Below are 14,434 nucleotides of genomic sequence, written 5' to 3'. Positions count from 1 at the left end.
GCAAAGGACACCCTATGAGCCATGTTGCGCCGTCCATCGCGCAAGAAGATGCCGCTAAATCAATAGCATGGCGTTATGCTGTTGCAGGTGCCCGGGATCTGAGAATTGACTTTATGCGCGGCATTGCCCTCGTCATGATGGTCGTGGCGCATACGGAGGTAATGTCGGTATTTAATATATTCTCCTGGGAGCGCTTCGGGTTGACCACAGGTGCTGAAGGGTTTGTTATTCTCTCGGGGTTTATGCTGGGAATGCTGAATCGCGCGCGTCTGCAAAAAGTGGTTTTACTCACGGTTTCCTGGGGGCTTTATCTCAGGGCGTGGAAAATATATCGCGTAAATATCATTGTCATAGTGTCATTTATTCTTCTGGCCTATATCCCACATATTAATATTTTCGAGGTTACCCATTTTACCGACCGTTTTTCGGGGCAAAGCTGGTCGCTTTATCCTGTTACGCCGCAGATTAAAGAGACCTGGTTCAACATTATTCTCTATTTGCAGATCGGCCCCCATCAGACGCAAATTCTGGGACTGTATATCTTTTTGCTGCTCTTTAGCCCCCTTTTTTTAGGGATGTTGCAGAAAGGGAAAGTCTGGTGGCTGTTAGGGCTGTCGCTGCTGGTGTACGGCCTGTGGCAGAGGTGGCCGCTTCGGCTGACCCCGTCGGAGTTCGAATTTGCCTTTCCGCTGCTGGCCTGGCAGTTCATCTTTGTGCTGGGCATGGTCAGCGGCTGGTATAAAGCCGAACTGATCTCTTTCGCACGCACGTCAGCAGGTAAAGTGGTGGTGGTTGCGCTGGTGATGGTGGCGCTCATTCTGGGGTTCGTTGCACAGAACCATACCAACCCGTTTATGCCCCCCGCGCTGCTGATGCATGTGATTCCGCCTGATAGCTTCAATACCTTTTATCACACCTGGGCGGCGAAGAATGGGCTGGGCCCGGTGCGGGTGCTAAACGATATCGCCCTGATGGTTACCGTCTACCTGGTGCTGACATATTGCTGGACGCCGCTCAACCGCCTGCTGGGATGGTTCCTGATCCCGCTAGGCCAGCACTCGCTTTATACCTTTATTTTGCATGTGTACGTAGTGCTGCTGGTGAGCCAGTTCATCACCTTCGACTTATGGCGTCACGCCTGGATAGAGAACACGTTAGTGCATGCGGCGGCACTGGGTATTTTGTGGCTGATGGCAAAATACGACGTCGGCGCACGCTGGATACCTAACTAAGGATGGCGGTTATGCGCGAAAAATGGCTTCTGGCGGGCGTGCTGCTCGCCGCGATCCCCGCCGCAGAGGCGGCACAAAGCAATGATAAAGAAACCCTGCGCGATAAGAACGGTGAACCCGTTCAGGCAGGCGTGTTTACCAGCCGGTGGGGGCGTTTGTTCTCGGGAAATGACAAGAAATTTTCAGGGGCTCTGAGCTTCAGTTCAGGGCTGAAAGAGCAGATGGTGAGCGTGCCCAATAGCTCGGACAGCGCCGCGCAGGAGAAAAAAATTAACCAGACGCTGAATCTGAGTCTTCAGTATTCCCCGTACAGCTTCTGGTTTGCCAACATTACCTCCCGGTTGCCCGTCAGGGATACCAACCGCTACACCGCGGACTTTCGCTATAGTTTCGGCTATGACGACTGGCATGCAAATACGTTTAGCCTGGTTTACGGAAACTACGGCGATAACCACTTCTGGACGTCGGGTAGCAGGAGACATACCTATTTCGAACAGGGTGCATTTACGCTGGCCTATAAGTTTTCCTTGCCCAAACCGATAGAAAATTCGCTGCTGATAAACAAAGGGGATTCCATTATTTGCCAGGTCGGGTACAGCTGGGTCCCGCGCTACTACGATCTCAGCAGCGATGACATCCGCAAAAATAAAAACGTCATGCTGGGCGGCTGCGGCTACACCTTCAAACAACATTTCTTCGTTCGTGCGACGGCATTCTGGTTTCCGGACAGCAGCCAGCAGCAGCCCTGGAACGGCGATTACAGCTACAGCTTTGGCTACGCGGGCTATACGCCGGGATCGTTCTCTGTTCAGTATGCTAACTATGCGGGGACGCGCTATCCGGGGCATGGCAACGGTAACGCAAAATTCAGGGAAGGGACCGTGAGCCTCATCTGGTTCTTACCGCTATAGGAGGGATACATGTCGGCTCTGCACGTGTTAATTGTTGAGGATTCGCTGATTTATCGTCGTCTACTCTCCCGGATGCTCACCCAGTGGGGGTATCTCGTGAGCGAGGCGGAAAATGGCGTCGCCGCGCTGGAAATCTTGTCCAGTCAGCCGGTTAGCATGGTGATAAGCGACTGGGAAATGCCGGAAATGGACGGACTTACGCTCTGTCAGACGATCCGTAACCGTCAGTTTGGCCACTATGTGTATATCATCCTGTTGACGGCCCGCGAGAATGCCGGGGACTTGACGCAGGGGTTTGATGCCGGGGCGGATGATTTTTTAAGCAAGCCCGTAGAACAGGCTGAACTTCGGGCGCGGCTCCACGCCGGGGTCCGTATTTTGACGCTGGAGGCGACTCTCGCGGCGCATAACAAGCGCCTGAGTGAAGCGTTACATCAGATTGAAAAAGATCTTGAACTGGCGGCGCGCGTTCAGCACTCGGTGCTGCCTTCACACCGCTTACGCTATGGTGACTACTTCTCCGACTGGCTTTTCCTACCGTCAGCCTGGGTCTCGGGCGATGTGTTCAATATCTTTCCGCTGGATTCCCATCTGGGATTCTATTGCGTTGATGTCTCGGGTCACGGCGTGGGGGCCGCGATGATGTCCCTCGCGGTGGCTCGCCAGTTTTTACATGGCCGTGTGGTGGATCGCTTTCTGTTTACCGATGAGGGCGGTATTCAGTCACCTGCGGAGGTCGTCAGGATGTTGAACAGCCGCTTTTGCAGTGAAGAGAGCGACATCACCAGTTATTTCACGCTCATTTACGGCGTGATCGATCCAGAAACTGGGCAGGGGTTGCTGTGTCAGGCCGGGCATCCCACTCCCGTCATTGTGAACGCAGACAGCGAAGTCACGTCCGTGGGCGATGGCGGCCCGCCGGTCGGGCTGATCCCAGACCTGAGCTGGGAGGACGTCGCGTTTACCCTCAATCCGGGGGATCGCTTATGCTTATTCAGTGACGGTATTACGGAGTGTGAGAACGTCAGCGGCGAACAGTTTGGCCCGCAGCGTCTCGAACGCTGGCTTCATGAGCATGCCCGGCTCCCGGTTGACCAGCTCCTGCCGCGGTTTGGTGACCACCTGACCGACTGGCGCAATGCAAATCGTGATGAACCCATCGCCTTAACCGATGACGTGTCACTGCTCGTGATTGAGCGTCAGGGAGAACAGAATGATTATTAACACCGAACGATTACCACATGCCAATATTCTCACCCCCGCAGTTCGGCGGCTGGATGCGTCCATTGCCGCGGCGTTTAAGGCCTCTGTCACGGAAGAAATTGGCAGCGATCGTAAAGCCTTAATTGTCGATTTTAGCAAAGTGGACTTTATCGACAGCAGCGGGCTGGGGATGCTGGTGTCGTTGTTTAAGCTGATGAACGGGAAAGGCGAAATGGCGCTTTGCTCCCTGAACCCCGGGATCACGAATATGTTCATCCTGACCCGAATGGATCGCATATTCCGCATCTATCCGGATAAAAACAGCGCACTTGCGCAGCTGGGGCAGTAGATGCAGACGCCGGAGCAGGCTGAATTTCCGGCGGCGATCGCGTCCCTGACGCCGCTGTCCGGCTGGCTGGGCGTCAGGTTGAGCGCGCTTCCCGTAGATGATGAGTGGCGTTTCGCCTTCGATCTCGCCGCCTGTGAAGTGGCGACGAATATCATCCGCTACGCGCTTCATGAGGATAACTCGCGCATCTTTCGTGTACAGTTCGACGTCCGCGGTAATGACGTCTGCGTTGTTTTTAGCGACGCGGGTGACGCGTTCCCGCAGGATCGGCTTGAGGCCGCCAGGCGAGACCGTTTCTGCGAAATGTCGCCGCTGCTGGAGAGCGGCAGGGGGCTGATGCTCATTTTGCTTAGCGTCGATCGTTTCACTGTGAAACGCGTGGCGGGTGAAAATATCGCCACGCTTGAAAAGAAAATAAGCGTATGACCTGTGGGCCATACGCGCGTGATTTTCTCTATTTTTTAGCGGCAAACAGCTCCGGCGCCCACGGACGCGGATCCACCTCCATAAACGGCGCGCGCTCGAAGCGGTCCTTCAGCGCCCACGGCACCGTGCAGTCGAAGATCGTCTTGCAGGAAATGCCGTTGCCGCGAATCGAGGTGCTGTAATCCGGCGACTGGGACGGATCCAGCTGGTGGCCGCGGACCCCCGGAATATTGGTGATGCTCACATCACCCTGCATGCGCGTCGTCATTGCCCACAGGATGTCGTCGCTGTCGAAAATATCCACGTCTTCGTCGACAAGAATAATGTTCTTCAGCTCCGAATAGGTGGCTAAGGCGATAAGCGCCGCCTGGCCCTGACGTCCTTCGTCTGACGGCTGGCGTTTTTTCACCTGCAATATTCCGAGGAACTTGCCGCCGCCCGCGGTATGGGCATAGACGTTTTGCAGGAAGCCCGGAATCGCCTCCTCAACGGCATTGCGGATGCTGGCCTCGGTCGGCAATCCGGCCAGCGTGGTATGTTCTTCCCCCGGCCCCACCAGCGTTTGCAGGATGGCGTGGTTTCGCATGGTCACGGCTTTCACTTTGATCACCGGCAGGGAGGGATTCGCCTCGCCGCAGTAGCCCGGGAACTCCGGCATCGCGTGGCCGGTGTTGGTGTGCTGATCCTCTCTCACGCGCACGCCCGGAAGCAGTTCGCCTTCGATGATGATCTCCGCCCGCGCGATGGCTTTCTCTTTGACCGCCACGCCCTGCACCAGCTCAACCGGCTGCTGGCGCAGCGCCCCGGCGACGCCCAGCTCGTTATAACCAAATGGCGTGGTGGGGGCCTCAAAGCACGCGCCGATATAGATGGCGGGATCGAGTCCCATGTTGATCGTCACCGGCAGCGGTTTTCCGGCATCCTCCGCTTTTTTGCGGAACACTTCGATGTGGCGCCCGGCGGCAAGGAACATGGAAAGCTCGTCGCGCTCCTGCACGCAGAGGCGGTGGATGGTGACATCCGTCAGCGAGCTGTCTTCCGGATCGCTTGCCAGCACCAGCCCCAGACAGAAGAACGGACCGGCATCAATCGGCGTGTTGGTCGGAGCCGGAAGCAGCTTGCGCAGATCGAAGTCAGGATCGTCAGCGTAGAAGACCTGCTCCTGACAGGGGGCCTGTGTGGCCGGAACGACAACCGGCGCAACCGGCTTTTTCACCGCCTGGCCGACGTGTTTTGCCAGTTCAGAGGGCTCGCAGCCCAACAGAAGCGCCGCGCGCTCGCGGCTGGCGTGCATGCCCACCAGAATGCGGGAGTGCGGATAGCCCTTAATGCTGTTGAACATCATGGCCGGGCCCGTGCGGGTTGGGCGTTTGACCGTGCCGCCTGCGCCGATATGGCGATAGACACCCGCCAGCTCCGCGTTGGGATCGACCGGACGATCGGTTTCAAGATAGTGCCCTTCGTGGCGCTGCAGTAAGGCGATGGCGCTGCGGAGATCGTTAATCTTGTTTTCCATATTTTCCTCCCTCGGTTGAATACCTCCATTTTTATGGCAATGGCCAATAGCATCAATTGCATCATTAATGTTAAATTGATAAGTAAATTAATATCAATATAAGGAGGCGTCTCGTGCAGTTTCGTCAGATGCGCCACTTCATCGTCGTGGCCGAAGAGCTCCACATGCACCGGGCCGCCGAGCGTCTGAACATGGCGCAACCGGCGCTGAGCCAGCAAATAAAGGCCCTGGAAGAGCGTTTAGGCGTCACGCTTTTCAGCCGTGCGAATCGCCGCTTAACCCTGACGCCCGCGGGCGAAGCATTCCTGGTAAAAGCCAGGCTCGCCATCTCCCTCACCGAGCAGGCGGTGCTGGACGCCAGACAAACGGCACGGGGCGAGCAGGGGGTGTTAAACCTCGGATGCGTGTCGAGCGCGATGTTCGACGGCAGGCTGCCCGCCGCGCTTCGCCAGATGCACAGCCGCTGGCCGGCCATTACCATGTCGCTGATGACGGGAAACGTGCAGACGCTCTATGCTGCCGTGCAGAGCAATCAGCTCGATGTGGCCATCATCCGCGCGCCGCTGCCGTCGCTGCCGGACGATCTGCAAAGTCGTCCGTTCACCTCGGAGAAAACGGTGCTGGCGCTGTATCGTCAGCATCCGCTGGCCGGGTCCGCCGCACTGACGCTTTCGTCGGTGAAAGACGAAAAATGGATCTCCCTGCGCGACCCGGAGGGAATGGGGCTGGAACAGTATTTCTATGACGCCTGCAGCGGGGCGGGCTTTCAGCCGGACGTGGTGCAAAACGCGACCGACGTGCCTACGGTGATAAGCCTGGTTTCGGCAGGGTTTGGGCTGGCGCTGTTGCCCGCGTCGGCAAAGGCGGTGAGCGTCGAGAATGTGGTTTACGTGGACATTCTCGACCGGCTGCGGGAGAGCGAACTCACCCTGGTTTGCCACCGGATTATTCGCTCAGAAGTGCTTAAAAAGTTTCTGGTTACCCTCGATCACACCTGACGTCCGGCGGCCCGCAGCAGCTTTTCACGCAGCCAGGCATTTGCCGGATCCTGGCTGTTTTTCGGGTGCCAGTACATGTTGATGGTAATTGGCTGGAGCGGCAGCGGCGGTGGGAAAATATCCAGCGTGCTGGCGAACTGTCGCAGCATCCGTTCCGGCAGGGTACAGACCAGGTCGGTACCGGCAACCAGCGGTGGCGCCATGGCGTAGCTCTGGGTGGACATGGCGACGTGTCGCTGATAGCCCAGCCCGGCAAGGGTTTGGTCGATAAAGCCGGTAAACGGATCTCCCGCCGACGACACCACCAGATGGGAAAGCGCGCAGTAGCTTTCCAGATCTAACGGACCTGTTCCGCGCGGATGGCCTTTACGCTGGGCGGTGGCAAACGCGTCGTCGAGGAGTTTGCGCCTCACCCAGCCGTCATGAGCGCCCGCGCTCACGCCGATGTAGATGTCCACATCCCCGTTTTCCAGCTGCTGCGGCAGGTCAGCCATCTCCGGCAGGGCGAAGCGCAGGCGGATGCCGGGGGCATCGGTTCCCACCTGGTTAAGCAGTCCGGTGCCGAGCATCAGCGCCGGGTTCTCATGCAGCGCGATAACAAAGGTCCGGCTGCTGGTTTGCGCATCAAATGCCGTGGAGGCAAACATCGCGCTGATGCCGCGCAGCACGTTCGCCACCTGCGGCTTGAGCGCTTCCGCTCGCGGCGTGGGTAATACCCCGCGTCCATGCGGGGAGGGAATGAACAGTGGTTCGCCAAACAGCGAGCGCAGACGCGCGAGACGGGCAGACAGCGCGGGCTGGCTGATGCCCAGCCGCGCGGCAGCATGGGTGATGTTCCTGTCCTGAAGCAGGGCGTCCAGCGTCAGGAGCAGGTCTATGTCCATGTCAGATATCCGCGTCATCGCTCTATTTCGCGCCGCTGGCGTCCCGGTTGGTATAGGTGACAGGGACCCAGGCATAGCCGCCGTTCTCGCCTTTCGTTACATAGCCGATGCCCGGGAAAGGCAGGTGCGGGGCGGCAATGAGATCTTTATTTTTCACAAAGTCAGCGAACGCATGCTCGCGAACGCTTGCCGCTTTGTTCTGATCTTCATCGTAGGTGATGGTCACCGCAGGCTGCGGGAACTGGACCGCCGCGGCGTGAATGATGTCGCCGACAAAGGTGATCTTCTCGCCTTTGCTTGTCAGCGTGTAGAAGGCTGAGCCCGGCGTGTGTCCGGGATGAACCGTGCCGGTCAGCCCCGGGATAATCTCCGATGTGCCGCTAAACGGCACCACTTTCCCCGCGTCAAGATAGGGCTTTAAGGTCTTCTGCGCGACGTCAAAGTAGTTCTTGCCGTAGCCGGTTTTCTTCTGATTGTCGTCGTTAAAGAAAAAGTCGATATCCGGTTTACCAACAAAAACGCGCGCGTTGCTGAACACCACCTTGCCATCTTTCACCAGGCCACCGGCATGATCGGAGTGGGCGTGGGTTAGCAGGACTTCAGTAATGTCCTCGGGTTTAATCCCCTGCGTGGCGAGGCTCTCAATCAGACGGCCGCCGTTACCGGGGCCAAAGAGCTGGCCCGAGCCGGTATCCACCAGAATTTTATGTCCGGGTATCGCAATCAGGAACGCGTTGATGGAGACCTCAGCCGGGTTGGTCTGGACGTTTTTCGCGAGCAGCGCATCAATGTTTTGCGGCGTAGTCCGGCGCAGCAGCTTGTGCAGATCCTGCGCGACGGTCCCGTCGGTAAACGAGGTGACCAGGACGTCCCCAACCTGAACGCTGTATCCGCCCGCCGGTTGTTTAACGACGTGCTGGGGCGTCTCTGCCGAAGCCTGGAGCGCAGGGTAGAAAAGCAGTGAACTGGAAATCAGCGTGGAAAGAGCAAGTTTTTTCACGGTAAGCATACGAGTCTCCTTTGAAAGTGCTCATCTTACTGCTCCGTAAAATTATAAGAACCTGCCCAGAAATGATAGGACCTATAAACGGGATGGATAGCCAACCGAAGGGCCGGGAAGGCGGGCAATGCCTTTTCCAGCCCGTAAGACCTTATTTTTTCAGCGGTGCGTTCCAGCTATCGAGCGTGGCTTTGGACCAGGCGCCATAAGCGGCATTAGGCAGCACAATCCAGTCGTTGCCGAAATGTTCGGCGCTGGCTTCAACCAGCTCACGCTGCTGCTCGCTCGGCTTTTTGTTTTTAAACTGCACGGCGAAGTCCGGCAGGCTGTCACCGAACAGCATCACGATCTGCTGCTTTTTGAGGATGCTCTGGCGGCGCTCTTCCTTGCTGACCGTATCCAGCAGCACGCTTTCGTCAGACACCTGCGGCAGGCCGAGAGCGTTTAACGTCTTCAGCGTGTCGGCTTTATTTTCCTGCATACGATCCGAGACGTAGTAGATCCGGACCTTGCTTTGATTCACGTGGTCAAGAAACGCTTTCGCCCCCGGGATTAAGCCGGGTTTTCCCTGCTTCTCCCAGTCGCTCCAGGTGTCCCATTGTGTATAGTCGTGACACTGCTCCGCGTCGCGCACCAGCAGAGGGGTGTTATCCAGCACCGTTTCGTCGAGGTCCATCACCACGGCGTAATTTTCGGGCGTTTTCAGCTCCTTTAACTTCTCGTTGAAACGCTCGGTGGCAAACCGATAGGTTTGCAGCTGAAGGGCCATAATCTCTGCCGATTTCTGCTGATAGCGCAGCGCCATTTCGTACGCTTTCGGTTCACACAGGTCGCGCCCGGCAGCCGTCGAGGTTGCCGCTGCACTCATAACAGGTAATGCCAGCAGTAATGCCTTAGCCATTGAATTCACGCTTTTTTCCTCAACACCCTGGTTAAAATCCCGAAAGCGTAATGAAATTCAATGACAGAAATATGACGGTCGCGTCGCTAGACCAGCATGTAATACCAGAACAGGGCGACCTCGTCTTTTTCCGGCAATGCGTTGTAGAGATAACGGTCGTATCCGCCCAGGGTAAATCCGTAGTGACGGTAAAACAGACAGGCAGAGACGTTTACGTTTTGTGTTTCAAGCCGTAATCCCGGCGCGTTTACGCTGCGGGCCCACACGTGGGCGGCGGCCATCAATTTTTGTGCGGCGCCGGTTCTGCGTTTTGTACGCTCAACGGCGATATAATCCACTGAGATAAATTTATTCCAGCCAATTGAAGCGGTAATAAATCCGGCTATTTCACCGTCATCCGTTTCCGCAACAAGAAATATGGCGTCCGGATTAACGCAGTGATTTTCAAGGGTTTGAATGTCGAGCTCGTAGGTTTTTATCCAGGGCTCGGCGACGGCTTCGATATGCAAATCACAATGGATAAAGGGCTCTCGCGCAATGTGGCTAATGGTGAAAGAAAAGTCACAACATTCAAGACGGACGAGGTCCGTATTTAATCCTTTTCGAATCTGCATAATTTTCCCGGTAGTGAGTTATTTCATAAAGAATAGACGAAGCGGTTAAATCCGCTGGGCTAACACACTTTTAATCCTGAACTAAGCTTGTACTTCGTTCCGCGTAAAATGTGGGTCATTCGAGGACAATGAATGGAATTCAGGACATTTCAAAAGCGGTGGGGTGCTGAGTTTATTTCCGATGACGTTGTACGTTTTCGCGTCTGGGCAGAAGGACAGAAAGAACTTACGCTACGTCTGGCCACCGCCGACGTGCCGATGACGGCAACGGGCGACGGCTGGTTCCAGGCAGACGTCCCCGGCGTCACGCACGGTGCAGAATATCAGTTTGTTCTTCAGGACGGCATGGCGGTGCCCGATCCCGCCTCGCGGGCGCAAAAGGGCGACGTTAACGGCCCCTCGGTGGTGATCGATCCCCGACGCTACCAGCCGGTCAACCGCGACTGGGCAGGGCGTCCGTGGGAAGAGACGGTTATTTACGAACTGCACATGGGCACCTTTACCCCGGAGGGCACCTTCCGGGCGGCCATCGACAAGCTGCCGTATCTGGCAGAACTCGGGATTACCCAGCTTGAAGTGATGCCCGTCTCTCAGTTTGGCGGTTCCCGCGGCTGGGGGTACGACGGTGTGCTGTTATATGCCCCACACTCAGCCTACGGTACGCCGGAGGATTTCCACGCGTTTATCGACGCCGCGCACGGGCTGGGGCTTTCGGTGGTGCTGGATATCGTGCTTAACCACTTCGGGCCGGAGGGGAACTATCTGCCTTTGCTGTCGCCCGCGTTTTTCGATGCACAGCGGATGACGCCCTGGGGCAACGGCATCGCCTACGAGCGCGGGCCGGTGAGGCAGTACATGACCGACGCGCCGCTCTACTGGCTGACGGAATACCGCCTTGACGGCCTGCGGTTTGATGCCATCGACCAGATAAAAGACGGCTCCGACACGCATATTCTCGAGGAGATTGCCACCAGGATCCGCGAGGTCATTCCGCACCGTCACGTTCACCTGACCACGGAAGACAGCCGCAATTTGATTTTCCTGCATCCGCGCGATGAACAAGGCAACGCGCCGCTGTTTACCGGCGAGTGGAACGATGACTTCCACAACGCCGCCCACGTGTTTGCCACCGGCGAGACGCATGCCTACTACCAGGACTTTGCCTTTGAGCCGGAGAAAAAGTTCGCCCGGGCGCTGGCGGAAGGCTTTGTCTACCAGGGCGAGGTATCTCTGCAAACCGGCGAGTCTCGCGGGGTGGAATGCCGCACGCAGCCACCGCAGTTCTTCGTCGATTTTATCCAAAACCACGATCAGACCGGCAATCGCGCCCAGGGCGAGCGGCTTATCTCCCTCGCGGGTGCCGACAAGACGCGGGTGCTGCTTGCCGCGCTGCTGCTCTCCCCGCATATCCCGCTGCTGTTTATGGGCGAGGAGTTTGGGGAAACGCATCCGTTCCTGTTCTTCACCGACTTTCACGGCGAACTGGCAAAGGCGGTGCGGGAAGGGCGCGCGAAAGAGTTTACCGGTCATGCCGGGCACGATGAAACCGTCCCGGACCCGAACGACGTGAACACGTTTATCCGCTCAAAGCTCGACTGGCATAAAGTCGCCACCGACGAGGGCAAGACGTGGCTGCGCTACACGCGCCACCTGCTGACGCTGCGCCATCGCTATATCGTTCCGCTTCTGCATCCGTGCGGCGCCGTTGAGGGCCATGTGCTCAAGACCGCGCCCGGCATGGTAGCGGTGTGCTGGCGCTTTCCGTCGGGGACGCTCTCTCTGGCGCTGAATATCGGCATTAAGCCCGTCGCGCTGCCCGCTCTGGCGGGGGAGACGCGTTTTGCCTCGCCGGAAGTCACCGACGTATTACCGCCGAACGGTATTGTCGTTCGCTTTGCTAATGGAGAAGCATCGTTATGATCCCTTCCGCCACGTACCGAATTCAGTTCCGTAACGGCATGACGTTTGACCGCGTTGTGGCGCTGGTGCCGTATCTGAAGGACCTCGGCATCAGCCACCTTTACGCGTCGCCCGTGTTCACTGCCACGACGGGGTCCACCCACGGCTATGACGTAACCAACCCGAATGAAATCGACCCCGCCATCGGCGGGCGAGACGGGTTTGACCGCATGGCCGCCGCGCTCAAGCAGGCCGGCATGGGGTTGATTCTGGACATTGTCCCGAACCATATGTCCACCTCGCTGGAAAACCTCTGGTGGCGCGACGTAATTGAATATGGCCAGCAGAGCCGCTATTTCCGCTACTTCGATATCGACGGGTCGCGACCGCTAACGCTGCCGTTTCTTGGCGACACCTTTGAGGCGGAGCTGGAGAAGGGAGCTATCACGCTAAAACGTGACACTGTCACGAAAAAGGCCGCGCTGGTCTACTACGACGCCGAGTATCCGCTCAACCCCGGCACGTACAGCGAGGAGAAGAGCATTGCCGAGCTGCACGACGCGCAAAGCTGGCGGCTGATGTCCTGGCGGGAAGCGCCGAAGCAGCTCTCGTGGCGGCGCTTCTTTGAGATCACCGGGCTGGTCGGCGTTCGGGTTGAAGATGATGCGGTCTTCGACGACACGCACCGGCTGATCCTTGAGCTGGTCCACGCGGGCGTGGTGGACGGCCTGCGCATTGACCATGTCGACGGCCTGGCGGATCCGCTGGGCTATCTGCAGCACCTGCGGCAGGCCACCGGGCCCGACTGCTACATTACGGTCGAAAAGATTCTCGCCAAAGGGGAACAGCTCCCCTCTGACTGGCCGGTATCCGGTACCACCGGCTACGAGTTTATCGCCTCGCTGGCGGAAGTGCTGGTCGACGACGATAGTCTGTCGCGCCTGGAGACCATCCACGACGAGACGCTGGGCATCACGGTCGATCGCCACGCGGAACTGCGCGATGCCAAAGGCCTGATGGCCGATCGTAATTTTGAGGGTGAATTCACCACGCTGCTGAACCTTGCTGACGATCTGGCCCGCCGCAATGAGGTTGCGCTGCCGCGCGAGGAAATCCGCCACGCGCTGCGCGAACTGCTTATTGCGTTTCCGGTCTACCGCACCTATGGCACTCGCGAGGGGTTAACCCAGACGGACGTGGCGCTGCTTAACCGCGTGGTTGCCAGCGTGGAGACGTCGGAAGCGGCGCTCAGCCTGATCGTGCGCATTCTTACCGGCGACCTGCCGGAAGCGTGCTGCGACACCGCCGCGCTGTTCAGGACCCGCTTCCAGCAGCTCACCGGGCCGCTGATGGCGAAATCCGTTGAAGACACGCTGTTCTTCCGCCACAACCTGGAGCTGGCGCTCAATGAAGTGGGGGCCGACCCGACGCCGCGCGCGTTTTCATTATCCCGCTTCCACCAGGAGATGCGTATTCGCCAGGCCCGTCAGCCCGACGCGCTGCTGGGCACCTCCACGCACGATACCAAGCGCGGGGAAGATGCCCGGGCGCGTCTCTACACCCTGACGGAAGCCCCGGAACGGTGGGGTGAAAACCTGGCCCGCTGGCGGCAGATGAACCAGACCCAGGTGCGTTTTCTCAATGACGGTACCGCGCCGAACGCCGCCGATACCTGGATGATCTACCAGGCGCTGGCGGGCGTCTGGCCCGCCACGCTGTCACCGGACGACGCCGACGGGCTGAAATCACTGGAAGAACGTTTCCTTGGCTTCCTTGAGAAAGCGCTGCGCGAGGCGAAGCAGCGCACCGACTGGATCGACAGCAACGAGAGCTATGAGAGCGTGGTGCTGAGCTATGCACGGCACCTGCTTTCACCGGACAACACCCTGTTCCTGCACGATTTCAGCGAGGCGATGCAGCCCTTTATCCGCGCCGGGCTGATGAACAGCCTCAGCCAGACGGTGATCAAGCTGACGGCGCCCGGCGTCCCGGATATCTATCAGGGCAGCGAGGCGCTTAATTTTAGCCTTGTCGACCCGGATAACCGACGGGAGCCGGACTTTCCGGCCCTGGTGCAGCACCTCAGCGCGGCGGATGCCGGGGTGTTTGACAACCCGATATGCTGGCGTGACGGCAGGGTCAAACAGTTCGTTACCGCCACGCTGCTGCGGCTTCGACCGCACTACGACGCGCTTTTCCGCTACGGCGACTGGCTGCCGCTTAAGGTCAGCGGCGATCGCGAGGATAACCTGATTGTCTATGCGCGCGTTAAGGACGGCGAGGTGCTGATTGTTGCCGTGCCGCGTCTGGTTTTTGACGTCACCGATAATCATCAGCTGTGGGTCAATACCACGGTCGCGTTACCCGACGAACTGGCCGGGAAGCGCTATCGGGATCTGTTCAGCGGCGAAAGCCGCATGCTGCAAGAAACGCTGGATTTAACGTCAGAAAAGGGATGTGTACTGGTTCTGCTTACCTGCGAATAATCGTGGAGAACGAAA

13 protein-coding genes are annotated in these 14,434 nt (G+C 58.0%); 8 read left to right on the top strand and 5 right to left on the bottom strand.

Going from position 1 to position 14,434, the window contains the following annotated elements:
* Positions 1 to 14 precede the first annotated feature (14 nt).
* The 5 genes from opgC to OTG14_RS07565 are packed head-to-tail and all read left to right on the top strand — an operon-like array spanning position 15 to position 4,121.
* Positions 15 to 1,232, top strand: coding sequence for an OpgC domain-containing protein (opgC, locus tag OTG14_RS07585; protein WP_090416886.1), 1,218 nt, complete (start codon positions 15 to 17; stop codon positions 1,230 to 1,232).
* 11 nt (positions 1,233 to 1,243) lie between these two features.
* Positions 1,244 to 2,143 (top strand): hypothetical protein, encoded by a 900-nt coding sequence (locus OTG14_RS07580; protein WP_090418176.1) that lies wholly within the window; start codon positions 1,244 to 1,246, stop codon positions 2,141 to 2,143.
* 9 nt (positions 2,144 to 2,152) lie between these two features.
* Positions 2,153 to 3,367 (top strand): PP2C family protein-serine/threonine phosphatase, encoded by a 1,215-nt coding sequence (locus tag OTG14_RS07575; RefSeq protein WP_267214844.1) that lies wholly within the window; start codon positions 2,153 to 2,155, stop codon positions 3,365 to 3,367.
* The gene (locus OTG14_RS07570) at positions 3,357 to 3,695 is read left to right on the top strand and encodes an STAS domain-containing protein (protein ID WP_148768723.1); all 339 of its coding nucleotides are present in this window, start codon (positions 3,357 to 3,359) and stop codon (positions 3,693 to 3,695) included. The genes OTG14_RS07575 and OTG14_RS07570 overlap by 11 nt, the downstream gene beginning before the upstream one ends.
* Positions 3,696 to 4,121 carry an ATP-binding protein gene (locus OTG14_RS07565; protein WP_267214843.1) on the top strand — a complete coding sequence of 142 codons (426 nt, stop codon included), beginning with the start codon at positions 3,696 to 3,698 and terminating at the stop codon, positions 4,119 to 4,121.
* Positions 4,122 to 4,149: 28 nt separating this feature from the next.
* Here the strand turns inward: OTG14_RS07565 and OTG14_RS07560 are convergent, their stop codons facing one another.
* Positions 4,150 to 5,637 (bottom strand): UbiD family decarboxylase, encoded by a 1,488-nt coding sequence (locus tag OTG14_RS07560; protein WP_267214842.1) that lies wholly within the window; start codon positions 5,635 to 5,637, stop codon positions 4,150 to 4,152.
* A 113-nt stretch (positions 5,638 to 5,750) separates the two neighbouring features.
* Here OTG14_RS07560 and OTG14_RS07555 point away from each other — a divergent pair, with 113 nt between their 5' ends.
* Positions 5,751 to 6,635: a LysR substrate-binding domain-containing protein gene (locus tag OTG14_RS07555; protein WP_090416892.1), complete on the top strand. Its 885-nt coding sequence runs from the start codon at positions 5,751 to 5,753 to the stop codon at positions 6,633 to 6,635.
* On the opposite strand, the gene OTG14_RS07550 is transcribed toward OTG14_RS07555, so the two are convergent.
* From OTG14_RS07550 to OTG14_RS07535, 4 genes are all read right to left on the bottom strand, one after another.
* Positions 6,626 to 7,537, bottom strand: coding sequence for a LysR family transcriptional regulator (locus OTG14_RS07550; protein ID WP_267214841.1), 912 nt, complete (start codon positions 7,535 to 7,537; stop codon positions 6,626 to 6,628). The genes OTG14_RS07555 and OTG14_RS07550 overlap by 10 nt on opposite strands.
* 4 nt (positions 7,538 to 7,541) lie before the next feature.
* Entirely contained in the window at positions 7,542 to 8,528 is a 987-nt protein-coding gene (locus OTG14_RS07545) for an MBL fold metallo-hydrolase (RefSeq protein ID WP_267214840.1), read from the bottom strand.
* 142 nt (positions 8,529 to 8,670) lie between these two features.
* Positions 8,671 to 9,420, bottom strand: a complete 750-nt coding sequence (locus OTG14_RS07540) for a 5'-nucleotidase, lipoprotein e(P4) family (protein WP_280924584.1) — start codon at positions 9,418 to 9,420, stop codon at positions 8,671 to 8,673.
* An 86-nt stretch (positions 9,421 to 9,506) separates the two neighbouring features.
* A complete protein-coding gene (locus OTG14_RS07535) occupies positions 9,507 to 10,034 on the bottom strand; it encodes a GNAT family N-acetyltransferase (protein WP_032647299.1) in 528 nt (175 codons plus the stop codon).
* A gap of 132 nt (positions 10,035 to 10,166) precedes the next feature.
* Here OTG14_RS07535 and treZ point away from each other — a divergent pair, with 132 nt between their 5' ends.
* Together treZ and treY are read left to right on the top strand one after the other, a co-directional pair.
* Positions 10,167 to 11,954, top strand: coding sequence for a malto-oligosyltrehalose trehalohydrolase (gene treZ, locus OTG14_RS07530; RefSeq protein WP_267214838.1), 1,788 nt, complete (start codon positions 10,167 to 10,169; stop codon positions 11,952 to 11,954).
* Positions 11,951 to 14,419 (top strand): malto-oligosyltrehalose synthase, encoded by a 2,469-nt coding sequence (treY, locus tag OTG14_RS07525; RefSeq protein ID WP_267214837.1) that lies wholly within the window; start codon positions 11,951 to 11,953, stop codon positions 14,417 to 14,419. The genes treZ and treY overlap by 4 nt, the downstream gene beginning before the upstream one ends.
* Positions 14,420 to 14,434: the final 15 nt, after the last annotated feature.

Source organism: Enterobacter pseudoroggenkampii (assembly GCF_026420145.1).
GTDB lineage: Bacteria > Pseudomonadota > Gammaproteobacteria > Enterobacterales > Enterobacteriaceae > Enterobacter > Enterobacter pseudoroggenkampii.
This window is presented reverse-complemented; position numbering and strand designations above follow the sequence as displayed.

Bases quoted from the DNA above. Each gene is read 5' to 3' on its own strand.
- opgC (WP_090416886.1), top strand. From the start codon at position 15: ATGAGCCATGTTGCGCCGTCCATCGCGCAAGAAGATGCCGCTAAATCA.
- OTG14_RS07580 (WP_090418176.1), top strand. From the start codon at position 1,244: ATGCGCGAAAAATGGCTTCTGGCGGGCGTGCTGCTCGCCGCGATCCCC.
- OTG14_RS07575 (WP_267214844.1), top strand. From the start codon at position 2,153: ATGTCGGCTCTGCACGTGTTAATTGTTGAGGATTCGCTGATTTATCGT.
- OTG14_RS07570 (WP_148768723.1), top strand. From the start codon at position 3,357: ATGATTATTAACACCGAACGATTACCACATGCCAATATTCTCACCCCC.
- OTG14_RS07565 (WP_267214843.1), top strand. From the start codon at position 3,696: ATGCAGACGCCGGAGCAGGCTGAATTTCCGGCGGCGATCGCGTCCCTG.
- OTG14_RS07560 (WP_267214842.1), bottom strand. From the start codon at position 5,637: ATGGAAAACAAGATTAACGATCTCCGCAGCGCCATCGCCTTACTGCAG.
- OTG14_RS07550 (WP_267214841.1), bottom strand. From the start codon at position 7,537: ATGACGCGGATATCTGACATGGACATAGACCTGCTCCTGACGCTGGAC.
- OTG14_RS07545 (WP_267214840.1), bottom strand. From the start codon at position 8,528: ATGCTTACCGTGAAAAAACTTGCTCTTTCCACGCTGATTTCCAGTTCA.
- OTG14_RS07540 (WP_280924584.1), bottom strand. From the start codon at position 9,420: ATGGCTAAGGCATTACTGCTGGCATTACCTGTTATGAGTGCAGCGGCA.
- OTG14_RS07535 (WP_032647299.1), bottom strand. From the start codon at position 10,034: ATGCAGATTCGAAAAGGATTAAATACGGACCTCGTCCGTCTTGAATGT.
- treZ (WP_267214838.1), top strand. From the start codon at position 10,167: ATGGAATTCAGGACATTTCAAAAGCGGTGGGGTGCTGAGTTTATTTCC.
- treY (WP_267214837.1), top strand. From the start codon at position 11,951: ATGATCCCTTCCGCCACGTACCGAATTCAGTTCCGTAACGGCATGACG.